Raw genomic sequence first — 22,437 nt, forward strand, 5'->3', positions numbered from 1 at the left:
CTGATTTATTTGTTATGATTGAAAAAATGAGTGTATTCATGGCGAAGCTACTTAAGTATGGAGGGATGGACATGAACCAAAACAGCGAAACAAACAAAATCGCAGCGCAAGCAGGTGAATGCGAGATTGTGATCACCCGTGTATTTGATGCTCCACGTGATCTTGTGTTTAATGCTTGGACGAAAGAGGAGAACCTGTCGAAATGGTGGGGGCCTCGAGGTTTTACGACGACTACTCAGCAGTTTGATCTAAAACCGGGCGGTACATGGCAGTTTATCATGCACGGTCCTGATAGCGTTGATTTTCCCAACACCAACGTCTTTGTCGAGGTCGTTCAACTCGAGCGAATCGTCTTCAAACATACTGTGTTTCCGCATTTTTTAGCGACAGCCATCTTTGAGGATCTGGATGGCAAGACCAAACTGACTTATCGCACCGTTTTTGAAGAAACGGCGGCTGTATTCGATAAGGTGAAAACATATGCCGTCCCAGGTGCCGAACAGACCATGGATCGTCTTGAAGAGCATCTGGCAAGTATGTCTGAAAAGTAGATCGTTCCATAAAACAGCGGCAATCCAGGACTTTACTTTCTTGTCCTGGACAGCCGCTGCTCTGATTTTCGGGTTATGTTTTCAAGACGTGTAGCAAACTGTTCCGCCTATGATGGTCATCATGACCTTTGTCGAGAGCAGCTCGTCTGGATCGATGGTAAACAGGTCTTTGGAATAGACGGTCATATCTGCGTATTTTCCACGAGACAGCGTACCTTTGACATGATCTTCGTTCGTCACCTGTGCACTGCCCAATGTAAACAGATGAATCGCTTCCTCCATCGTCAGTTTTTCTTGCGGGAAGTACCCATCGTGTGTTTCCCCTGGTGCTTTGCGCGTGACCGCTGCGTGTATCCCCAACAGAGGATCGATTGGCTCTACCGGTGTATCCGAGCCCGCAGCGCAAATGATTCCGTACTCCATCATCGTTTTCCAGATGTACGAGTGTTGAATCCGCTCCTGCCCAACACGATCCATCACCCAAGGGAAGTCTCCTGCAAGAAAACGCGGTTGGATATCTGCGATCCGATGAGGATGCTTCAAGCGGTCCAGCAGGTCCGGCCGCAAGATTTGTGTGTGTATGAGGCGGTCTCGATAGGCGACTGCCGGGAACTGATCCAAGCTGTCCAGCACCATTTCCAGTGCTTTGTCGCCAATGGTGTGTACGGCAATAGGCATCCCCAGTTCACGTGCTTGGCGAACCAGCTCTGTCAGCTCGTCTTGCTCATGCACAGAATAACCGCTGGTACTCGGATCATCAGCGTACGGAGCTGACAGGTAAGCCGTCCTGCGTCCTAATGCCCCATCTGCAAAAATTTTCACCGCACCGATTTGCACATGAGCGTTTCCATAGCCTGCCGTCATGTTTAAGTCGCGCAGCTCATGCATATGCGGATAGAAGACAAGCAGGTTGCTGCGCAGCGCAAGCTCTTCGCCATTGATGAGCTCATCATAGAGCCGATACGTTTGCGCAAGTCCGCCCAATTCACGCAAATCCTCCGTATGTGCCCCTGTCAATCCATGCGCCATTGCATAGCGAATCGAGCTGCGCAGGCTTTGCTTCAACTGATAGTAGTCAGGTCTTGGAATATGCTTCGTAATCAGGTTGGAGGCAGTTTCTAATAGCATACCCGTTGGCTTTCCGCTCACAGGATCATGTACAATGACTCCCCCCGCAGGCACTTCCATGTCACGATGATAGCCACATAGCTCCAATGCCTTGCTGTTGACCAGATTCGCATGTCCACATATTCGTGCCAGAAGAATCGGGCAATGCGGTGCAGCTTGATCAAGCTCTTCAATGGTAGGAATGCCGCCCCCATCCGCGAACAAATTCTCATCCCAGCCGTAGCCTTGTATCCACGTATTTTCAGGTGTGGCTTGCGCTTTTTCTTTTAAGAGAAACAGCATCTCGTCCTTGGACCGAGCTTTGCTCAAATCCAGCTGCAAAAAGGTGAGACCAAGCCATCCCAAGTGCAGGTGGCTGTCAATCAATCCCGGGGTAGCGGTACATCCTTGCAAATCAACGACCGTTGCATCACTGCCTCCGTATTGAAGAAGCATGTCCGCATCGCTGCCCAAGTCATGGACAATTCCATCCCGAACGACCAGTGCTTGTACGAACAAATGCTTGGAATCTCCTGTGTAAATGCGTCCATTTCTGAAAATGGTTGTCGCCATCTCGTGACCTCTTTTCTGTTCGCTTCTGTATTTTCGTATGCCTATCCTCTCTTAATTTGTTTGCTGCTAGTCGTTTTCCTCCCTGAAATAAAATAACGTTCAAAAAATTGCGATCTTCGCTTTTCATTTGGGAAAACATGGTGCTTACTCACTTTCCTGTTGAAAGTAGCAGCGGTAGGGCACGTTATGTTCATGTCCTATTTTTGCGCGGAGGGAACGTATGCAGCAAAAAACAAAAAACCGCCTTCCATCCTTCCTTCAAATACAGGAGTCCACTGGTCTGAAAATGTCGCGCCACGAGCCTTCTCATCAAAAGCCATCAGGTCGGTTGGACAATCAAGCCAAGCTGCTGCTCCTGGTCAACGCTGTATTCATTGCCGCTGGCGCCCTTTCTGGCACGTTTGTAAACGTCTATTTGTGGAAGGTAAAAAGTCAGTTTGCACCGATCGCTTGGTTTACTTTCGCCGCCCATCTCGCGGGTGCTCTTACCTTCTGGCTTGCTGGCTGGTATGTTAAGCATTTGAACAAAATGAATATCCTGCGTGCCGGGATGGCGGTTTCTGCCCTTTTTTATTTGCTCGTTCTTCTGGCGGGTCCAAAAGCTGTCTCTTATGCCGTACCGCTTGGGCTCGTTCAAGGTATGGCGAGTGGCTTTTTCTGGCTTTCTTTTAATGTGGTGTACTTCGAAATCACGAATGCCGATAACCGCGACCTTTTCAACGGTTGGGCAGGGTTGCTTGCTTCCATTGGCGGCATGCTCGCTCCATGGATATCAGGGCTGCTCATTACGCGGCTCCCGGGCAATAACGGCTACTCCCTTATTTTCGGGATCTCGCTTGCGCTATTTGTCGTCGGCGTGTTCATCAGCTTTTTTTTGAAAAAACGTCAATCGGAAGGGACGTATTCTTGGAGCTTTTCCTTCCGTTGCTTGAGAGAGGAGCCCGAGTGGCGCTGGGCGGCAGGCGCTTTAGCTGGTCAAGGACTGCGTGAAGGTGTATTCGGTTTTGTGATCGGTCTACTCGTCTACATTTCCACGAGAAGCGAGATGACTCTCGGCAACTACTGGTTGACTACATCTGCCGTCGGGCTTGTGAGCTACTTCTTGATCGCCAAATGGTTCGCTCCGCGCTATCGCAAGTGGGGAATGCTCACTGGTTCTGTCATCATGTGGGGGATTCTGTTCGTATTTTTTTGGCAGGTGAGCTTTACGACACTGCTTATTTTCGGGATTGCCGTGTCCATCGCTTATCCGCTGTATTCTGTACCCATGCTCTCCACGATTTTTGATCTGATTGGCACGAACGAAGAGAGCGCTCGCAATCGGGTCGAGTATGTCGTGCTCCGAGAGTTCGCTCTGGACGTTGGTCGGCTGGTGGGGATTCTGATCTTTCTGCTGGTAACCTCCTTGAGCGTCTCTTCTCTTACGCTGAACTGGTTGATTCTGTGCATCGGAATCGGCCCACTTATCGCTTGGGCGTGCATGACCAAGCTATTCCGTCACGTCCCCGCGACTAAAAAAGCAGACAACGAAACGTAAGCGTACGCCCATGACAAAACCCGCTTCGGCTGACTTGCCTAGCGGGTTTTGTCACCGATTTATGAGGATAGTCTCCAGCCACCTGTCGTTTGTTGCAGCTTCCACAGCCGCGCATACAAACCGTTTTTCTTCACAAGCTCATCATGCTGTCCCTGTTCGACGACCGTGCCATTTTCCAACACGTAGATGTTGTCAGCATTACGGATGGTTTTCAGGCGATGAGCAATGGCAATAACCGTTCTTCCCTCGATAAGCGTATCGATCGCTTTCTGAATTTGCGCCTCATTTTCGGGGTCGAGTGAGGCTGTTGCTTCATCTAAGAGAATGATCGGCGCATTTTTCAAGATCGCTCGAGCAATGGAAATGCGCTGTTTCTCGCCGCCTGATAGCGTGCTTCCCCCTTCCCCTACGAGCGTATCGTAGCCATCGGATAGCTGCATGATGAAATCATGGCAGCACGCTTGTTTAGCCGCCTCCTCGACCTCAGCTTGTGTCGCATCCCTTTTTCCGAAGCGAATGTTGTTTGCAATCGTGTCCTGGAATAAATACACGTCCTGGAACACCATTGACACGCGGGAGAGAAGTGCCTCCGGGTCCATGTCGACAAGTGGTTGATTGCCCAGCTGAACACTGCCTTGCGACGGGTCATAAAATCTGGCAATCAGCCGCATCACGGTGCTTTTTCCACTGCCGGATGGCCCGACCAACGCTGTAAACGAACCGACTGGCATATGCATGCTCACGTTGTTCAGGACGTTCTTTTCGATATAGCCAAAAGAGACGCCTGCAAGCTTCACGTCGTTTTCCGAAGGTGGTTGCTGCTCGCCTGTCATGATCGGCTCCGACAGCAACTGGACAATCCGCTCCCCCGCCTGTTCGTGGTAACGGAATTCTGCATAGTTGACGAGTGCAGCTGTCAACGGATCAAAGATACGTGTCCCAACCAGCAGAAACATGACAAACGTGATCAGATCTATGCTACCTGCTATGAGCAAATACACGCCGACCATGACCATGAGTGTGAGGCCCGCCCGAATAAAAGCGATGGCGGCGAGCACAATCGGTCCCAGTAAACCTTCGATTCGTATGCTCTGCCGCATGAATTCGCGAAACGATTGCTCCAGCCGTACAAAGCGTTCGCCAGTCAAATTGTACGCCTTGATGACGCGAATGCCGTTCAAATATTCCTGCAAGCGATTGGCGGCGTCAATTTTGGCTCGCATATGCCTCGCTCCGAGCCTGCGTTGTAGTCCAGATGTCATCAGCACCAAGAGAATCGCTATGGGAAACGCAGCAAACAAGGCCAGTGCCATGCGCCAATCCGCGAAAGAAAGACCTACGATCGCCATGACAGGCATGATGATCGCCCCCAACATTTGCGGTACGAGATGGGAAATCCCGTGCTCTACCATCGTAAAATCTCCCATCATCATATTGGCCAAATCCCCTGGGTCTCTTTTGTTCAAGTAACCGAGTGACAGCTTGCGAAGGTGCTCTGCTAGCTTGGTTCGCCCTTCTGCAGCCGTGCTGTAGGCGCCACGAAACTGTGTACGATACGCTGGAATTTCGCATAGAAACAAAAGGAGCAACGAGACTACCATCCATCCGCATACCCACCAGAGTCGCTCGATGTTCAATGGGGCACCTGGCTGGGCAAACGGCTCAAAAATCAAGCGGGCACCCTCCACGAGCAAGGCAAACGGCAATATTTGCGCAAGGTTGGCAAGTGTCGTGTACATAACGGGTTTGATCAGCGCCCTTGGTTTACCTGCTGTGATATTGTTCAGCATACTCATCTGCATCCACACTCCCCTTTCCTTCGCCCATTTGCCAGTCCTGTGCATCGGTGTAAGCCTTCCACATCCGGGCGTAGAGCCCATTCGCCTCTATCAATGATTGATGCCTGCCTTGTTCGATCAGTTCCCCTTTTTCCAGCACCAAAATTTGATCTGCATCCCGAATCGTTGACAGGCGATGCGCGATGACAATGACGGTTTTGCCCTTCATCAGCTCTGCCAGCGCCAGTTGCATCTCATACTCATTTTCAGGATCAGCAAAGGCAGTCGCCTCGTCGAGGACAAGAATCGGTGCGTTTTTCAGGATCGCCCGTGCGACCGCCACACGCTGCTCTTCTCCCCCAGACAAGTAGACTCCCCCTTCCCCGATCAGGGTGTCGTAGCCTTGCGGGAGCTTTTGAATAAAATCATGGCATTGGGCTGCCTTCGCCGCTGCATAGACTGCCTCTGGCGTTGCGTCTGGCAATCCAATCGCAATGTTGTTGTAAACCGTGTCGTAAAACAAAAACGTATCCTGAAAGACGAATGCTACGGTGTTCATCAAATCCATACTCGACAGCTCCCGAACATCTACCTGGCCAATGCGAATCGCTCCCTCCGAAACATCCCAAAATCTCGGAATGAGATTCGCGACCGTAGATTTCCCTGCACCAGATGGTCCGACCAGAGCTGTCACCTGCCCGTGCTTCGCCAAAAAAGAGATGCGAGAAAGTGCCTCTCCTCCTGTTTTCCCCTCTGCTGCATAAGAAAAAGAGACGTTTTCAAATGCGACATCAAAGCTCTGCGGACGCTGGGAGCTAAGCGGTTCGGCAACGGGCTGCTCTGCCAAAATCTGATCCATGCGCTCCACCCCCTCGCCAATGTCACGCAGGGTAGAGGTCAAAAACAAGAGCTTAAACATCGGTGCAGATACACCTGGCGCCATTACGAGGAAAAAGAGCAGAACAGACGCAAACGCAACATTTTGCGGGTCTTTACTCAGCATGAACACCCCTACTGGGAGAATGAAGGCCGCAAATGAACTCAGAATCACCTTGAACACCAAAAATCCGTTTTGAAAATCATCCGTATGCTTGACGCAATAGTCCCGATAGGTGATCATATCCGCATAAAAGCGCCGGAAGGAATGAACCGTCTGCCCGAATACCTTGATCGCCGGCATTCCACGTACATACTGGACGGCAGATCCATTCATCCGTTCTAGCGAATCGTAGTACCTCTTGATATTTTCTTTTGTTTTCGTCCCGGAAAACGTAATGATCTGCACAATCAATCCCAGTATGATCGGCACGACGCAGGCCAGCGCCAGCCAGACGTTCAAGTAAAACATCACGCCAATCATGAGCACCGTTGTCACGACTACATGCACCAAATCCGGAAGCTGATGCGCGACAAACGTCTCGACCTTTTCCACATTTTGCTCCAATGTTTTTTTGACTGCACCGGTAGACGTCCCGTTGAGCCAGCCAAGCGGCAAACGGCCGATATGCGCAGCCAATTTGACTCGCATTCCGTACAAAATGCGAAACGCAGCGATATGAGACACCATCCCGCCTGCATACATCATGACCAGACTTCCCACGAGTCCCGAAAGCGCAATAACTCCCCACCGAATCATGTACGCCCCGTCCGCCATTGCGGGAGACGCTGCATGCGTTAACAGTTCGCGTAAAATAAAGTAGACCGATGCATAAGGCACCAGCATGCATATTGCGCTCAAGGAGGACAATATCGCCGAGACAACGAGCAAGCCGCGCTTCTCATCCGCAATCTCCAGCAAGCGACGCACACCTTTTTTGGGCTGCATTCCCTCTTTGCTCTCCATTGTCGTCATTCCTGTTCTCCTCTCTCCTGCTTGCTTCTTTTGTCCTATCCCTTATCATAATGTGACCTTCTGCCCTCTACCGCCGATTGCCGGATAGATCTTACCCCTAGCCGGAGCATTCTTTTATTTAGGAACAACAATACGGTCATAACCGTTTTGTTTGACCGCAAGCGGTCGCATCCAGCTTTATGAAAAACGTCGAGATGTTTCGATCCCCCGATGAGAGGGGACGTTTTTTACACAAAAAAACCTTTCCCACTTGGAGGCTAGCTCCCACGGAAAGGTTGCGTTGGTTTTTCGATTATGGTTGGACTACTTTTTCTTTCGCTTTCGTTACGATGTGGTGACCGAGCGGCAAGCCGCGCTGCTCCAGCTCATCAGCTGTCACAATATGGAGCGTCTCACTTTTACACGGCATGGGCATCAAGCCGCCCAATGGACTCATCACTCTTCCGATCGTGTCTGTCTCAATGAGCACGTACAGGCCTTTTTCCTCCAATTGTTGCATGAATTCTCCCCAACGTTTGGAAGTAATTTGATCGGCGTGCTTGGTGAATATGACACCCATTTCTTGTGCTAGCATGTTAAATCTCCTTTGTTCTATCCGTCAAATATATGCTTCAAAAGATAATCTAACAATACAGGGAAACCTCTCTTCTGGCAAAATCCGTGTAAGCCAAAAAAACACGAAAAACGGTTGTTTTTGACCGCTTTTCGTTTCAGGAATCTCGCATCTTCTTCGCACACACCGTTTCATCGCGGCACGCTGTTTTTTGCAGCTTGCTTTTGAAAAAGAGACCTATTTTTGTCTATTTACGGTGTTATTCTTGTGCACTCCCCATCATGTACCTACTTTTCCTTTATTCAGAAATTCGTTGCCAGCTTCACATGCAGCAGTCGGGCAAAAGGAACCCAGTGGACCTCAGAGCCTGCCCGAAGCTTAAGGCGTTGCGCTACTTGGTCAATATGGATGACCTGGGGGCATTTTTTGCATTCCAATTATTCTCATTGCATTACGAACATACATTCGGTATATAATAAGAATATACGTTCGCATCCATAGCGTGTATGGACTTTGTAGTACATCTACGAATCACCAACTTTACAGGAGTGAAATGCCGTGCCTCAAGAGCGAACCATTATGTTAGTTGACGGACAATCATTCTATGCTTCGATTGAAAAAGCGGCCCGGCCAGACTTGAAAGATAAGCCAGTCGCTGTAGCTGATCCCTCTAGAAGATCTGGTATCATTCTGGCTGCTTGCCCCGTCGCCAAATCACGCGGTGTAACAACGGCCGAAAGAGTCGGCGAGGCGCTTGCGAAATGTTCCGATTTGGTCGTAATACGCCCCCGAATGCAAACATATATCACCGTATCCTTGCTTCTTACCGAGATCTTCGAGTCATTTACGGACCAGGTCGAACCTTATTCCATCGATGAACAGTTTCTTGATGTTACAGGTTCTATCAGTTATTTCGGGGCTCCGGAAGAGATTGCTCACCAGATCCAGACACACGTTCTGTTATCAACAGGTGTTTGGACGCGGTGCGGAATTGGACCAACGAAAGTGTTGGCGAAAATGGCTACTGATAATTTTGCTAAAAAAATGCCCGAAGGTATCTTTAAACTTGGTTTCGACAATTTAGAATCTGTATTATGGCCGTTACCGGTACATCAAATGTTTATGGTTGCCTCTCGAATGGCTCGTCATTTTACACGTATGGGTCTTTACACGATTGGCGACATTGCGCGTCTGGAACTGGGTGATTTTAAAAAGCGTATGCGAAAAGAGATGGGCAAGCAAAGTGATATACAGGCGGAATATTATTGGCAGACAGCACGTGGAATAGACCCTAGCCCTGTCGTGGCAAGTATTCGTAATAAATTAAAATCGGTTAGTCACGGCAAGGCGCTCAGAAGCAGCCTTTATCGGAAGATTGAAGATATCGAGGTTATACTGCTGGAATTGGTGGTGGAGGTCTGTCGTCGCAGCAGGAGACTGGGTTACATCGGGCGAGTTGTGTCCGTCGGAGCAACGGAAACAGATGGTCAACATTTGATATTGTCGTTTAATAGACAGGTAACACTTCCACATTCTACATCCCTTTCACATGAAGTCGCATCAGCAGCTCTCGGAATTTTCCATAAACATTGGAGCGGTATGCCCGTTAACCACCTATCTGTTGCATTGACTGAGTTGACAGACGATAACGCCATTCAGCTTACTTTTTTCGACGACCGGATCAAAGCGTACAGCCTGGAGAGAGCGACTGATGACATTAAGGATAGATACGGCAGCGCCGCTATTATGAGGGCATCATCATTATTACAGTCCGGAGTAGCCCGTGAGAGGGTAGAACAGATTGGAGGCCATTACAAATGAGCAAACTGGACGGTAATGAACGGTGGAAGTCCAAAATGCTGCTTACTGAGCATCAAGAACAATACGAAAATCGTCACGACGCAAAGAACTCCCATAAACGACCTACAGAAGATGAGTTCAAAATGATCCGAGACTGCATCTTGCTTCCTCACATGTTAAGCATGGTGCAAAAGAGCATCGAAGACATAGAGAACCATTCCAACCTTCTAAAGCAGCTTTATTTGACAGCAGGCCGAGCACTAATGAGCCAAATAAGTGCAGATTTGTACAGTCTGCGCCGCGAATTGTCGAAGCGTAATATTAAAATAATGAGTGATGAACAAGCAGATATGGTACTGTATCACCGTTTTATTTGTAGAGGATACGAGGATCGCTTTGGAATGGTCCGGGATGTTATGCGTTCGGAAATCAGTATTCGCCTGTCAATGTATATCAAAGAATTAGTTGGTCGAATGGGTGCAAACGACTATTAAACCTTGCATATCCGAATTTACCGTCATATAAGTTGGCGATTTTGTTGTTGTTCCCATTTTCATGGTTTTCTTCGTTTTTATCGGAGTGGATTGGGACATCAATGTAACGGCTTTACGTAGTGCTAGAGCGGTCTACCGGAAGCGGACGGTCTTGCCCATTCCCTTGATAAATTTAACAGAAAAAAGCCGACAACTCGGGCCGGCTTAAATGGTTCAAATTAACTCTGGTCGGCAAACATTACCGTCTTTCGGATGACAGCAGACCTGCCCCCAGAAAGTAACAGGCTCACGCAATCTGAGCAGATGACCAGCCGACAGGTATTGCAGGATCGTCATCTTCTTTCAGGGACATGTGGACAAATACTTCTAAGGTATTGCAGCTGTTGCCAGGCAGCCGCATAGGCTTTGTTTAGCTGTGCTGCCTCCTCCGTCCTACCAGCCTTAATAGCCTCGAGCTGCTTGTTATATAATTCCTTCACTTGCCTGTCGACCTCCGCTACTTTGTCGCAGCCAGTACCGGGGGTCACCAGACCAGGATCCGGGGCTGAGGTCACTGGACCGGGACCGGGGGATGAGGTCACCGGACCGGGACCAGGGGCTGAGGTCACCGGTCCTGGATCGGAGGATGAGGTCGCCGGACCGGGACCGGGGGATGAGGTCGCCGGACCGGGACCGGGGGATGAGGTCGCCGGACCGGGACCGGGGGATGAGGTCACCGGACCGGGACCGGGCGTCGACGGCGATGCAAACGGCTCGCAGGCGCCCAGCGGCAGGAACAGGAGGAGTAGGAACAAGACTAGGTGTTTACGCATCAGGGTTCCCTCCTTAATCGTGGTGTTGCCCTTAGAGTGCCCGAAAAGAGTCCTCAGTAGAGAAAGATTTCTTGGCATTAACGCTTGTCAGATGCTCGTGAGCACAGCAAGCGTAAAATAGCCCCACCTTGTCTTCAAGATGAGGCTAGAGTAATCTTGGTTAGGTTTGAACTATGCAACACGCAGCGGGATCGACGGCGACGACCATCAGCTTGTTTCGCAGCTCTGGGTTGACCCCTTTCTCGATACTGGCAAAAAAACTCTCCATGTCGATCAAAAACACGATCAGTTATTCAAGCAAACAAACGTTCGTTTTTATACCTGTCATATGCAAAAAAGTTGGTAATTATTTCTTCCCGGATATGCACACGCTGGTAGGTGTTCCGCAAACGAGAGCGAATGCAATATAGGGTTACTTTTTCACCACAGGAATCCAAATCTCGCTACGAAAGGTCGGTGATGTTATCTCTTTATTTTCGTTCCACAAAATTTCTGGGCCCTGAGCCGCCTCATATCCAGCGGACACAAACCATTCAGCATAGATGCGACCCCAGATGTCTTGCAGCGTATCAGGGAATGGACCCACTGATTCGAATACGGCCCAGGTAAAAGCAGGAACTTCAAGCACTGCCAGATTGTCTGGACATTCCTTTGTAGTGGCCACCCCGATAAAGTGATCAACCTCACCATATTCCAGCCGACCTTCTGAAAAGTTCGTGGACGCACTGAGCAGTCCAAGTGGTTTGACATCGGATAGAGACTTCAGTTGCTGAATCGTCTCCATATCTAATGAAGCCCACATGGACGCAATCTCTGGATTGACTCCACGATAAATCAGCGGGACTCTTTTTTTCAGACCCACAATGCGAAATGGCTCTTTTTCTTCCATACGGTAGTTCATGGCACTGCCTCCTTTAATGGATAGATGAAAGGTCATTCGCGGATAAGCCTTCAAGGAATGGCCGATGTGTCTGGCTTCTGTCGGAGTGACGCCATGCACATTCTGAAAAGCTCTGGCAAAGGAATCAGCCGATCCGTATCCGTATTTGACCGCAATGTCAATGACCCGCTCGTTGCTGTCCGCAAGCTCAAAAGCTGCAAGCGTAATGCGCCGACGCCGGATGTACTCGGATAACGGAACTCCAGCGAGAAAAGAAAACATCCTTTTGAAGTGATACTCGGAGCAGCAAGCCACCCGAGCGATTTCTTTGTAGTCAATCTCGCTGGTCAAATTGTCTTCGATGTAGTCCAGAGCCTCATTCAGCTTTGCAAGCAAATCCATGGTAATGACCTCCCTTTCCCCCTCAGAATAGCAAAAGCAAAATCAGGCGATCCGACATTTCGTGCACGATTATGACGGGTCGCCCTTGTGAAAAACGCCTATTGAAAGGATCTCTATCACTATGACAACCACTTCCCCCCTGCTGCCCCAAATCGGAACCATTTTTGTAGCCGTCAGCGACATCGAACGCGCACGCGACTGGTACTGCCGTCTCTTGGGCATTCCCGCAGACGGCGAGATTATGTTCGGACATATATACTGCATTCCCTTACAAAGCGGACTGACGCTCGTTCTGGACAGCAAAATCTATCCGAAGCGCATCACAGATGATGCTCCCTTGTTTCATTTCAACACACAGGATATCGAAGCCTCTTATGCATTTCTCAAGGAGAACGGAGTAGAAGTCGTCGTTCCTATCCAGCATGGTCACTGGTTCAACTTCCGCGATCCCGACGGCAATCTGATCATGGTATGCAAATGTTAAGCTGAAAAGGAGATACACGCATGACCATCCACTTACGCCGCACTACACCAGCAGACATTTCATTTGTATGCGAAGTAGAAAATGCGCCAGAGAATACCCCGTTCATTATCCCGTGGAGCGAAGAGCGGCACCACCACGCACTTGGCAACCCAGACATCCTCCATATGATTGCCGAAAAAAAAGAAACAGGCCACCCCGTCGGCTACGTCATTATCGCCGGGCTGACCAATCCTCATCAAAGTATTGAGCTCATGCGTATTACAATCGCAGTGAAGGGCGAAGGCTACGGTCGCAACATCCTGCGTCAGATCAAGCATTGGGCATTCATCGAGCAAAAAGCCCATCGACTCTGGTTGGATGTAAAAGAAACGAACGACCGCGCCCGCACCCTTTACGTATCGGAAGGGTTTCACATAGAGGGCACCTTGCGCGATTGCCTAAAATCAGGCGATACTTACGAATCCTTGATCATTTTATCCATACTGGCATCGGAATATGACGCTAAGGGGCAAGTAGCTCCGGAGTCGTAACATACAGCCATTTGCCGTCGTTGCTAGCTCCCAAAATAGATACATTCGCTGGCAGTCCTTTCACCAGCACAGATTGTTGCTTACGATCAGCATCGAACAGGAAGAGCGACGACACGGACTCCGCTCCTTGTTCAGCTTTTTCCCAATCGATATAAACCAAATGGTGAGTGCCTGGAATCCATATCGCATCTGGTTTCATTTCCTTCAGTTTGACGTCGCCCTTAAACACCCCTGCATTCCAATACATTTGATAGGCGCCATCTGTCGACTGGATATAGCCAGACCAAGCTTCTTTGGGAACAGGTGGATTCCAGCTGATCACTTTGCCTGACTGCCAATCGTAGCGTTGGCGAAGCTCCTCAAAGCTTTCCTCCTCCATTCTCATTTCAAACGTCGCGTAGCGTCCATCATCGATAAAACTGACGGGCTGGACTTGCCCATTCATCTCATCTGTTGGAACCCATCCTTTGATTACACCTGGGAGGCGCCGTTCTTTTGCAGTCGCCAGATCGTACACGACCAAATCGAGATCCTTTTTCTGTTCGGTCTTGCCTACTGCCATCAATACATGCTTGCGATCATGGCTAAAGCTGGCTCCATGTACGTATCCATCTATCTTGATACGAGTGGCAAACTCACTTTTCGGTACTTCTGTCCCTTTTGGTGGATGAGCGAAAAAGAAGCCGCGGCGATCTGCCATGAAGTCGCCTGCACCGCTATAGTTGTTAGTCAGCTCCACTGGATAAGCAGTCAGCTCTTTTGTCTGTATGTCATAAATCGAATACAGCATGGGGAAACGTGCATCGCACTCGCAATATTCTGTAAATCGCTCCAACAACACATACCGTTCCTCAGGGTCGATAAATTCCATGGGAGTCCTGACGGCAAAGTCCGTCATTTTTTCTTTCACCTTACCATCGACGGAGACTCGCCAAATCTGAGACGGAGCAAACACCACCGCCGAGAAATCATTCGTATCATCAAACGCGGTTCCCTTTACCGTCTTCGCTCCTGCTACATTTACAACATATTCCGTCCAGCTTCTGTCTTTGGCAAGCGTATCAGGAAGGGTAGCCAGCAATTGCAGTTGACGGTCGTGCACCCAGTGAAACGTAAAAATCGGCTCCACGTAGCCCAAGTCCTCTTTTTTGGTCTCTTCCTGAGCATTTTTGCGGATCGCTGCTTCGACTGTTCCACGGTTCACCGCTTCCTTAAAAAAGAGGGTGTATGCCTGTGGTGCAGGTCCTACGACCGTTCTTCGAGGAGAGCGGAGCTGTGGAGCCTCGTTCAACTGAATAACCACGTCTTCTTTCATCGCTACGTAGTCGTAAGGCAGTTCCTTTTGCTTCCATTCCTTTGTCGTTTGGCTGGTCGTATGGGAGGGGTCAGTCTGAGCAATCCGACTGTCCGTGGAGGTTGCTTGCGCGAAGTCGGATCCTGTCATGATAAGCAATGCAAATACAATGGACATACTCATTCCCCGAATTTTTCGCAAAGACAAAAAAACTCGCCTCGCTTCCTAGAAAAATTTACCTTACAGAGGATAGACGTCGATACCCTACTTAAAGTTTCACTCCACAAAAGAAAAAGCCTCCCCACGCGCTTGAAGTGGGAAGGCTTCCTTTCCTAATCGAAGACGACACCGTCCAGCACGCCCTCATTCTTTAAATAGTCACGCAGCCAATGATACTTTTCGTCGCGCCAGAAAGAGTCCTCTGCTACCAGCTTGACAGTCTCCTGTCTCGCTACCTCCAGCGCTTTGTAATCACTTAATAAATCAGCGACTTTAAACTCCGGCAAGCCACTCTGCTTTGTCCCGAAAAAATCACCCGGTCCGCGCAATTCTAAATCGCGCTGCGATAGCTCAAATCCATCCGTCGTCTCGCACATGACACGCATCCGCTCTTTTCCAATCTCGGATTTCGGATCGGCGATCAACACACAATACGACTGTTCAGAGCCACGTCCTACCCGCCCACGCAATTGGTGAAGCTGAGCAAGACCAAACCGCTCCGCATCATAAATGACCATATAGGTGGCATTCGGCACATTCACACCGACCTCTACGACCGTTGTACTGACCAGGACAGCATGCTCTGCCGCCAGAAAGGCTTGCATGACTGCATCCTTTTCCTTCGCTGGCAGTCGCCCATGCATCAGACCTACGCCGAATTCAGGGAAAATGTGTGTGAGCTGAGCATGTACATCAATCGCATTTTGCACATCGAGCTTTTCCGACTCCTCAATGAGCGGACAAATCACATACGCTTGTCGTCCTTTGCGCAGTTCATCCCGCATTTGCTCCAACACAGCCGGAAACTGATCGTGCTTTTTCCATGTCGTCTCAATCGGTTTGCGCCCCGCAGGCATTTGATCAATCGTCGAGACGTCCATGTCGCCAAATGCCGTAATTGCCAGTGTTCTCGGAATTGGTGTTGCAGTCATAAACAAGACATCAGGAGACAAGCCTTTATTCCGTAAAATTCGCCGTTGCTCCACGCCGAATCGGTGCTGCTCGTCCGTAATCACAAGACCTAGACGGGAGAAAAAGACATCCTCTTGAATGAGCGCATGGGTACCAACCACGACATCGATTAACCCCATTTGCAGAGAGCCGATGACTTCACGTCTACGTTTCGCCGTCAGCGAGCCAGACAAGAGCGCGACCTGAATGCCATAATCGGACAAAAGCTTCGTCAACGACTGCACATGCTGCTCGGCGAGAATCTCCGTCGGTACCATCAGCGCTCCCTGATAACCTGCTTTCACCGCAGCAATCAGCGCGATAGCAGCTACGACCGTTTTTCCCGAGCCTACGTCCCCTTGCAGCAGCCGATTCATCGCATGAGGTGCCCGCATGTCGTCCAATATTTCTTTTACCACTCGTTTCTGCGCATCCGTCAGCGGGAACGGTAGACCTTTGACAAATTCCCGTACCTCTTCCATCGGAATCGTCAAAGCAACGCCTTCCGTTTGCTGTCGATTAATCTTGCGCAGTGTTTGCATCTTTAGCTGGAATAAGAAAAGCTCCTCGAACATAATCCGTCGCCGCGCTTGACGACCATCTTCCGCATTTTCCGGAAAATGAATCGAATGAAAGGCATGCATCCGCGGCATCAGTCGGTAGCGCTCCACAATATCCGCAGGTAGGATCTCAGGAATCTCCTTGCCGTATTGACGCAACGCCAGTTGAATGGTTTTGCGCAGCAGTGTATGCGTCACATCGCCACCAAGTGGATAGACAGGGGCGAGCTCGCCTCGTTTTGTCGCACGTTCGGAGTCTACTTCTGTCATTTCGCTCACAGTGATTTGTAGCTTGTGCTTGTCCCATTTTCCTGTGACGAGTATTTCCTTGCCGGGCGACAGCCTGCTTTTGACAAACGTCTGATTGAACCAGACAGCCGTCACCACGACACGATCCATGACAACCTTGACCGAAAGTCGTGATTTTCTTTTTCCATAAAAACGAACAGAGGGTTCGCCGTACACCGTCCCTGCCAGCGTGACCCTCTCTCCGTCTTTTACTTCTGTCAAATCGCGCACACGGTAATCTTCATAGCGAGACGGGAAATACTCCAGCAAATCACCAATGCTGTTGATTCCCAGTCCTGCAAATGCCTTCGCCCGCTCTTCCCCTACCCCGTGCAAAAGGGAGACGGGCGATTGATATCCACCAACCATCTTACTTCTCCATCCGTACGCCGAACACTTTGGCTTCGATCATGCGGCCCGTTTGCGTGGCAGCAAGACCACCCTGTGCGGTTTCCTTCAGGGTAGTCGGCATGGCGCAACCGATTCGGTACATGGCATCGATGACTTCATCTGTCGGGATTACGCTCTTGATGCCTGCCATTGCCATATCTGCGGCTACCGTCGCAATCGCTGCTCCCATCGCATTTCGTTTGACACATGGTACTTCAACCAGTCCGGCTACGGGGTCACAGACCAGACCGAGCATATTTTTCAATGCGATCGCCACTGCTTGGGCAGATTCCTCAGGCGTACCGCCAGCCATTTCTACAATCGCCGCAGCAGCCATAGCCGTTGCAGAGCCCACCTCTGCCTGGCAACCACCTGCAGCACCCGAAATGAATGCGTTATTGGCAATGCAATACCCGATAGCGCCTGCTGTGAACAAATAATTGACCATATCCTCACGGGTCGGCTGCAGCTTGTCAGATACAGCAAACAACGTCCCTGGTACAATGCCGCATGCTCCTGCTGTCGGTGTTGCGACAATCGTACCCATTGCAGCATTTACTTCGTTAACCGCCACAGACATCGAAACGGCATTCAAAAGTGTGGGGCCAGACAAAAACGTCTTGGTCTCCATATATGTTTGCAGCTTCTTCGCATCGCCGCCCGTCAACCCGCTATGCGAGCGAATATCTTCAGTAAGCCCGCGACGCACTGCTTTTTCCATCACATCGAGGTTGGCGTACATATCTTGCATAATGGCATCCCGACTGCGCTGGGAAACTTCCATTTCTGCTTCAATCATCACCTGGGAGATTTTCTTCCCCTGGGATTCGGCCAGCTCAACTAGTTCAGCCACATTACGAAACATCTGGTTGTTCACTCCTCTAATCCTGCTCGTCCTTTTGCTTAGTTCAATGCGAGCAGGGATACGTCAAAGATATGGGGGATTTGACGGATTTCCTCCAGGACTTCCGGGGAGATCGTCGAATCCGTTTCGATTGCCATCAAAGCACGCGAACCGCGTGTGTGTCGAGACACTTCCATGAGCCCCACATTAATGTTGTGCTGGGTCAGCACCTTTGCCACAGCCGCAATCATCCCAAAGCGATCCTCATGCAAGACCAAGAGCGTCGGTGTATCGAAGCCCAACTGAAAGGAAAACCCGTTCACTTCCAACACTTCGATCTTTCCGCCACCAATGGAAACACCAACGATTTCAATCTGTTGCTCATCATCAGACAGCTTGATCCGCGCCGTGTTCGGGTGCTCTGTCAAAACGTCAGAAGTGGTCAACTCCACTTCCATGCCAGCTTTTTCTGCAATCACCAACGAATTTTTCAGACGCAAATCCGACGTGTCAAAGTCAAGAATTCCTGCAACGGTCGCCACATCAGAACCATGTCCTTGATACGTCTTTGCAAATGAGCCGTAAAACACAATTTCTGCTCGCAAAGGCATTCTGCCAAACAGCTTGCGAGCCACACGACCGATACGAGCTGCACCCGCCGTATGGGAGCTAGATGGCCCAACCATAATTGGACCGATAATATCAAATACGCTTTTGTACTTCAACCGGTTCTCCTCCTGAATCACAAGGGGTTCAACAAGATTCCCTCTCATTGTATCCTACAGCCTTTGAAAGCGCTACAGAGGAAACTGTACGTAAAGCAATCATAACCGATTTATGCTGACAACATGCGGTCAAATCAGGCTATATGAAAAAACTCCCTCTGAAATTATTTCTTTTGAAGTGAAATTAGGAATACCTTTACGGGATCTAGTTCTCGATCGAAATCTACAAATCCATCATGATACGAAAAATGAAGAAACTCGTTAATGATTGGTTCAAGCTCATCAATGATTTCAATCTTTCCGCTAAAGGGGAGTCTTTCATGAACCTGGGAGATAAGATTAAATTTTAGTCGCGAAGCCTGCCAATCGAACCAAACATATAACAGCATTCCATGATCACTATTTGATTTTTAAATTTGCTGTTTTCTATTCTCTATTACTTTATGGAAAAAGTTCATAAAATCAGAAACTGTGAACTGACTAGCTAACTGCTTAATATCCTCCAGCTCGATAAGGAAATCATCCTTATTCACCAGAACCTCCCCCTTGTATTTCACGTATAAAAAAGAAGCCCCCTACCTCAGGGAAGCTCCTCTCCATACGATATATCCCTTACTTATCTTTTACCATGACGATCCCAAGTAGACCTGGACCTGTATGCGTACCGATCACGGGACCAATCTGTTCCAACCAAGAGTCCGTTACCGAAAACTCTTGCTTGAGTCGCTCCAAGAGCTCAGCCGCTTGATCTGGAACACTACTGTGCAGCACAGCGATTTTCACAGGCTCGCCTTTCGCGTACTCTTGCAAAGCTTCAAATACGCGATTCAGAGCTTTCTTCGTCCCTCGTACCTTGTCAAAAGCAGACACGTACCCAGCAGTATCCAGTGTCAAAATCGGCTTGATATTCAAGAGCGAACCGATGACAGCAGATGCTCTGCCAATCCGACCGCCTTTTTGCAGGAACTCCAGTGTATCCACAATAAAGTATACCTGCACCTCATCCAAATAACCATCAATCTGATCCAGAATTTGCTCTTTGTTGTTGCCTGCTTGTGCGGCTTTGGCAGCCTCCACGCAGATCATTCCATGAACAAACGAAGCTTTGCGAGAATCGATCACCGTAATGTCTATATTTTCATCCAACATCGACTTGGCGATCATCGCTGATTGATACGTACCCGATAAGGAACCCGATAAGAGTATGGCAATGATTTGCACGTCCTTGCCATAGTTCTCATAGATCGCTTTGTATGCTTCGGCAAATTCAAGCGGAGACGGCTGCGAGGTCGTCGGCATCACGCTCGATTGCTTCAGCTTATCGAAAAACTCCGAAGACGAGATAGTGACTGCGTCCACATACGTTTCCGCCCCAAACATGATTTTCAACGGGACGGCCACGATCCCCAATGACTGCCTCACAGACGCATCGATATCAGACGCGCTGTCGGTAAGAATCACAATTGGCATTCTCGATCGCTCCTCTCCCTATTCATTCGTGTTCAAAAGGTTGGCTTTTACTCGACAGAAAAAATGAATGGATACAACGGTTGACCGCCTGCCTGGATCTCTACTTCCACATCCGCGTACGCATCAGACAAAGCTTTTTCTAAAGCATGAGCCTGATCTTCTGTCGCATCTTCTCCTAAGAATATCGTAATGATTTCGGAGTCTTCATCCACCATTCCCAAGAGCAGCGTCGTTGCGCAAGCTAGCAAGTCGGGGCCTGCTGTGACGATTTCTTTTTCAGCCATGCCGATAAAATCGCCTTCTTTGATTTGTACCTCACCCATTTGCGTGTCGCGAACCGCGTGCGTCACCATACCTGTTTTCACCTGGGCAATTGCCTTGGTCATCGCTTGCACGTTCGTTTCCGGTTCAACATCTGTACGGAAGCTGACCAGTGCTGCTAATCCCTGCGGAATGCTCTTCGTCGGTATGACAGATACAGGAACTTCAGCGAGCTCGGATGCCTGCTGTGCTGCCATGATGATATTGCTGTTGTTTGGCAGGATGATGATGTGCTGGGCATTCAGTCCTGCGATGGCCTTCATGAAGTCCTCTGTGCTCGGGTTCATCGTTTGACCGCCCTCTACTACCACATGCACACCCATGCTGCGCAAAATTGTAGCGATTCCCTCACCAGCAGCTACCGCGATCAATCCGTATGGAAGCAACTCTGTAGCAGGTTTAGCAACTGTTTCTGGCTTCGCCTGTCCTTTGTTCTCTTCCGCTTTTAGAATGTTCGCATGCTGCTCGCGCATGTTTTCTATCTTCAGTCGATGCAGGCTGCCGAATTGCTGAGCGTATTGCAATACGCTGCCCGGATGCTCTGCATGAATATGTACCTTGACGACTTCATCATCAGAGACGACCAGTAGTGAATCACCCATCGTATCCAGGTGGTTGCGGAACAGCGCTTCTGAGAACGACTTTTTGTTCGGCTCGGTGCTATGCGCGACATGAACCATAAACTCCGTACAGTACCCGTACGTGATGTCTTCTGTTTTCATGTGGATTTGTGCATTATGCTGATCAGAAATGAGCTTGTCCAGCTCTTCCTGACCGATTCTAGGTAACGAACGCTCACGATCGGCGGATAGCTCTTCCCCGCGCAATGCTCGCAAAAACCCTTCATAAATAAACAAGAGACCTTGTCCACCAGAGTCGACTACGCCCACTTCTTTTAGAACAGGTAGCATTTCCGGCGTACGCAACAGCGTAGCTTGCGCCTGCTCGTATGTTTTTTCCATGACAGAGATAATATCATCTGACGTGCGCGCTGCACGCACAGCCATCTCCGCCGCTTCACGGGCAACAGTCAAAATCGTGCCTTCTACCGGCTTCATCACTGCCTGATACGCAGAGTCAACACCAGCTTTCAAGGCATCGGCAAACTGACGGGCGTTAACCTCATCTTTTCCATTGACTGATTTGCTGAAGCCGCGGAATAACTGGGACAAAATCACGCCGGAGTTACCGCGCGCGCCCATTAACAGACCTTTTGCCAAAGCAGTTGCCGATTCAGTGATTCGGGGGGATTCTTTTCGAGTCAGCTCCTCCACACCGGAAGAGAAAGTCAAATTCATGTTTGTCCCCGTATCGCCATCCGGCACAGGAAAGACGTTTAATCCATCCACTACTCTGACGTTGTCGGATAAAAGGTTCGCCCCCAGGTAAACCATCCGGCTAAACAGCACGCCATCTAGACGCGTATGTACCAACTGATGTTCCTCCTTACATATCCCTGTCTGTACGAACTCCCTGCACAAAAATATTAACAGCAGTCACATCGATGCCTACTGTTTGCTCCAAGGTATATCGAACACGGCGTTGAACGTTGCCTGCCACCTCAGAAATTTTTACGCCATAGCTGACGATAATGTGCATGTCCAATACTACTTCGCCATTTGTGTTATGAACGACGACACCTTTGCTCAGGTTGTCTCTTCCTAACAGTTCAGCGATTCCATCTTTCAACGCTTTGCGAGAAGCCATGCCCACAAGTCCAAAAACTTCCATGGCCGCGCCGCCAGCGATCCGTGCGATCACGTCTTCTGTAACATCGATCTTTCCTAGCGATGTATTCATTTCCACTGTCATGCAAGGACTCCTCCTCTGTTAAACAGCTTGACCGTCATAGGTAAGCGTAACCATGCTTCCTTACAATTCTACACTAACACAAAAGAGAAATGAAGCGTTTTGTCGATCCTATCAACCCTACGAGAAAGACTAGGTAAATCATGTTGTCAAGTATTGCAATTGACAGCAATGTTGTGCTAATATAGTCGAGTATTTGTATTTCCCACAAAG

At 49.4% G+C, this 22,437-nt stretch carries 19 protein-coding genes and 1 pseudogene; 6 read left to right on the forward strand and 14 right to left on the reverse strand.

Going from position 1 to position 22,437, the window contains the following annotated elements; translation table 11 throughout:
- Positions 1–71: 71 nt before the first annotated feature.
- Complete coding sequence (locus tag HPY27_RS02960) at positions 72–551, forward strand: SRPBCC family protein (protein WP_173622124.1); 480 nt, start codon at positions 72–74, stop codon at positions 549–551.
- Between the two features lie 81 nt (positions 552–632).
- On the opposite strand, the gene HPY27_RS02965 is transcribed toward HPY27_RS02960, so the two are convergent.
- A complete protein-coding gene (locus tag HPY27_RS02965) occupies positions 633–2,231 on the reverse strand; it encodes an amidohydrolase (protein WP_174224318.1) in 1,599 nt (532 codons plus the stop codon).
- A 220-nt stretch (positions 2,232–2,451) separates the two neighbouring features.
- Between HPY27_RS02965 and HPY27_RS02970 the strand changes: the two genes are divergently transcribed.
- On the forward strand, positions 2,452–3,768 hold the full coding sequence (locus tag HPY27_RS02970) for an MFS transporter (protein WP_174224319.1): 1,317 nt from the start codon (positions 2,452–2,454) through the stop codon (positions 3,766–3,768).
- A 59-nt stretch (positions 3,769–3,827) separates the two neighbouring features.
- Here HPY27_RS02970 and HPY27_RS02975 read toward each other — a convergent pair whose 3' ends face one another.
- From HPY27_RS02975 to HPY27_RS02985, 3 genes are all read right to left on the reverse strand, one after another.
- Positions 3,828–5,564 carry an ABC transporter ATP-binding protein gene (locus tag HPY27_RS02975; RefSeq protein WP_173622316.1) on the reverse strand — a complete coding sequence of 579 codons (1,737 nt, stop codon included), beginning with the start codon at positions 5,562–5,564 and terminating at the stop codon, positions 3,828–3,830.
- Positions 5,533–7,371 (reverse strand): ABC transporter ATP-binding protein, encoded by a 1,839-nt coding sequence (locus HPY27_RS02980; RefSeq protein ID WP_174224464.1) that lies wholly within the window; start codon positions 7,369–7,371, stop codon positions 5,533–5,535. The genes HPY27_RS02975 and HPY27_RS02980 overlap by 32 nt, the downstream gene beginning before the upstream one ends.
- A 319-nt stretch (positions 7,372–7,690) precedes the next feature.
- The gene (locus tag HPY27_RS02985) at positions 7,691–7,972 is read right to left on the reverse strand and encodes a hypothetical protein (protein WP_007728325.1); all 282 of its coding nucleotides are present in this window, start codon (positions 7,970–7,972) and stop codon (positions 7,691–7,693) included.
- 537 nt (positions 7,973–8,509) lie between these two features.
- Here HPY27_RS02985 and HPY27_RS02990 point away from each other — a divergent pair.
- Entirely contained in the window at positions 8,510–9,772 is a 1,263-nt protein-coding gene (locus HPY27_RS02990) for a DNA polymerase IV (protein WP_371814301.1), read from the forward strand.
- Positions 9,769–10,245, forward strand: a complete 477-nt coding sequence (locus tag HPY27_RS02995) for a YhjD family protein (protein ID WP_017249439.1) — start codon at positions 9,769–9,771, stop codon at positions 10,243–10,245. The genes HPY27_RS02990 and HPY27_RS02995 overlap by 4 nt, the downstream gene beginning before the upstream one ends.
- A 975-nt stretch (positions 10,246–11,220) precedes the next feature.
- Here the strand turns inward: HPY27_RS02995 and HPY27_RS30535 are convergent.
- Both HPY27_RS30535 and HPY27_RS03005 read right to left on the reverse strand, forming a co-directional pair.
- Positions 11,221–11,325 (reverse strand): annotated as a pseudogene (locus HPY27_RS30535) (hypothetical protein); the annotation flags it as partial.
- Between the two features lie 144 nt (positions 11,326–11,469).
- A complete protein-coding gene (locus HPY27_RS03005) occupies positions 11,470–12,339 on the reverse strand; it encodes an AraC family transcriptional regulator (protein ID WP_174224320.1) in 870 nt (289 codons plus the stop codon).
- A 121-nt stretch (positions 12,340–12,460) separates the two neighbouring features.
- On the opposite strand from HPY27_RS03005, the gene HPY27_RS03010 reads away from it, so the two are divergent.
- Positions 12,461–12,823, forward strand: a complete 363-nt coding sequence (locus HPY27_RS03010) for a VOC family protein (RefSeq protein WP_174224321.1) — start codon at positions 12,461–12,463, stop codon at positions 12,821–12,823.
- Between the two features lie 20 nt (positions 12,824–12,843).
- The gene (locus HPY27_RS03015) at positions 12,844–13,353 is read left to right on the forward strand and encodes a GNAT family N-acetyltransferase (RefSeq protein WP_174224322.1); all 510 of its coding nucleotides are present in this window, start codon (positions 12,844–12,846) and stop codon (positions 13,351–13,353) included.
- Here the strand turns inward: HPY27_RS03015 and HPY27_RS03020 are convergent.
- The 8 genes from HPY27_RS03020 to HPY27_RS03055 form a co-directional block, all read right to left on the reverse strand.
- A complete protein-coding gene (locus HPY27_RS03020; RefSeq protein WP_174224323.1) occupies positions 13,325–14,824 on the reverse strand; it encodes a hypothetical protein in 1,500 nt (499 codons plus the stop codon). The genes HPY27_RS03015 and HPY27_RS03020 overlap by 29 nt on opposite strands.
- Positions 14,825–14,979: 155 nt before the next feature.
- Entirely contained in the window at positions 14,980–17,034 is a 2,055-nt protein-coding gene (recG, locus tag HPY27_RS03025; RefSeq protein WP_174224324.1) for an ATP-dependent DNA helicase RecG, read from the reverse strand.
- Between the two features lies 1 nt (position 17,035).
- Entirely contained in the window at positions 17,036–17,920 is an 885-nt protein-coding gene (gene sdaAA / locus HPY27_RS03030; RefSeq protein WP_017249446.1) for an L-serine ammonia-lyase, iron-sulfur-dependent, subunit alpha, read from the reverse strand.
- 38 nt (positions 17,921–17,958) lie between these two features.
- Entirely contained in the window at positions 17,959–18,624 is a 666-nt protein-coding gene (sdaAB, locus tag HPY27_RS03035; protein WP_017249447.1) for an L-serine ammonia-lyase, iron-sulfur-dependent subunit beta, read from the reverse strand.
- A gap of 410 nt (positions 18,625–19,034) precedes the next feature.
- On the reverse strand, positions 19,035–19,157 hold the full coding sequence (locus HPY27_RS30320) for a hypothetical protein (protein WP_256436606.1): 123 nt from the start codon (positions 19,155–19,157) through the stop codon (positions 19,035–19,037).
- A 79-nt stretch (positions 19,158–19,236) separates the two neighbouring features.
- A complete protein-coding gene (locus HPY27_RS03045) occupies positions 19,237–20,094 on the reverse strand; it encodes a DegV family protein (RefSeq protein WP_174224325.1) in 858 nt (285 codons plus the stop codon).
- 47 nt (positions 20,095–20,141) lie between these two features.
- Positions 20,142–21,848, reverse strand: coding sequence for a DAK2 domain-containing protein (locus tag HPY27_RS03050; RefSeq protein ID WP_173622134.1), 1,707 nt, complete (start codon positions 21,846–21,848; stop codon positions 20,142–20,144).
- A gap of 13 nt (positions 21,849–21,861) precedes the next feature.
- Positions 21,862–22,227: an Asp23/Gls24 family envelope stress response protein gene (locus HPY27_RS03055; protein WP_007728362.1), complete on the reverse strand. Its 366-nt coding sequence runs from the start codon at positions 22,225–22,227 to the stop codon at positions 21,862–21,864.
- Positions 22,228–22,437 lie beyond the last annotated feature (210 nt).

Origin of the sequence: Brevibacillus sp. HB1.1, assembly GCF_013332445.1 — a bacterium.
In the GTDB taxonomy this organism is placed as follows: domain Bacteria; phylum Bacillota; class Bacilli; order Brevibacillales; family Brevibacillaceae; genus Brevibacillus; species Brevibacillus porteri.

What these genes read in the sequence shown, in the direction of transcription:
- HPY27_RS02960 (WP_173622124.1), top strand. Translation starts at nt 72, where the DNA reads ATGAACCAAAACAGCGAAACAAACAAAATCGCAGCGCAAGCAGGTGAA.
- HPY27_RS02965 (WP_174224318.1), bottom strand. Translation starts at nt 2,231, where the DNA reads ATGGCGACAACCATTTTCAGAAATGGACGCATTTACACAGGAGATTCC.
- HPY27_RS02970 (WP_174224319.1), top strand. Translation starts at nt 2,452, where the DNA reads ATGCAGCAAAAAACAAAAAACCGCCTTCCATCCTTCCTTCAAATACAG.
- HPY27_RS02975 (WP_173622316.1), bottom strand. Translation starts at nt 5,564, where the DNA reads ATGAGTATGCTGAACAATATCACAGCAGGTAAACCAAGGGCGCTGATC.
- HPY27_RS02980 (WP_174224464.1), bottom strand. Translation starts at nt 7,371, where the DNA reads ATGCAGCCCAAAAAAGGTGTGCGTCGCTTGCTGGAGATTGCGGATGAG.
- HPY27_RS02985 (WP_007728325.1), bottom strand. Translation starts at nt 7,972, where the DNA reads ATGCTAGCACAAGAAATGGGTGTCATATTCACCAAGCACGCCGATCAA.
- HPY27_RS02995 (WP_017249439.1), top strand. Translation starts at nt 9,769, where the DNA reads ATGAGCAAACTGGACGGTAATGAACGGTGGAAGTCCAAAATGCTGCTT.
- HPY27_RS03005 (WP_174224320.1), bottom strand. Translation starts at nt 12,339, where the DNA reads ATGGATTTGCTTGCAAAGCTGAATGAGGCTCTGGACTACATCGAAGAC.
- HPY27_RS03010 (WP_174224321.1), top strand. Translation starts at nt 12,461, where the DNA reads ATGACAACCACTTCCCCCCTGCTGCCCCAAATCGGAACCATTTTTGTA.
- HPY27_RS03015 (WP_174224322.1), top strand. Translation starts at nt 12,844, where the DNA reads ATGACCATCCACTTACGCCGCACTACACCAGCAGACATTTCATTTGTA.
- HPY27_RS03020 (WP_174224323.1), bottom strand. Translation starts at nt 14,824, where the DNA reads ATGTCCATTGTATTTGCATTGCTTATCATGACAGGATCCGACTTCGCG.
- recG (WP_174224324.1), bottom strand. Translation starts at nt 17,034, where the DNA reads ATGGTTGGTGGATATCAATCGCCCGTCTCCCTTTTGCACGGGGTAGGG.
- sdaAA (WP_017249446.1), bottom strand. Translation starts at nt 17,920, where the DNA reads ATGTTTCGTAATGTGGCTGAACTAGTTGAGCTGGCCGAATCCCAGGGG.
- HPY27_RS03045 (WP_174224325.1), bottom strand. Translation starts at nt 20,094, where the DNA reads ATGCCAATTGTGATTCTTACCGACAGCGCGTCTGATATCGATGCGTCT.
- HPY27_RS03055 (WP_007728362.1), bottom strand. Translation starts at nt 22,227, where the DNA reads ATGACAGTGGAAATGAATACATCGCTAGGAAAGATCGATGTTACAGAA.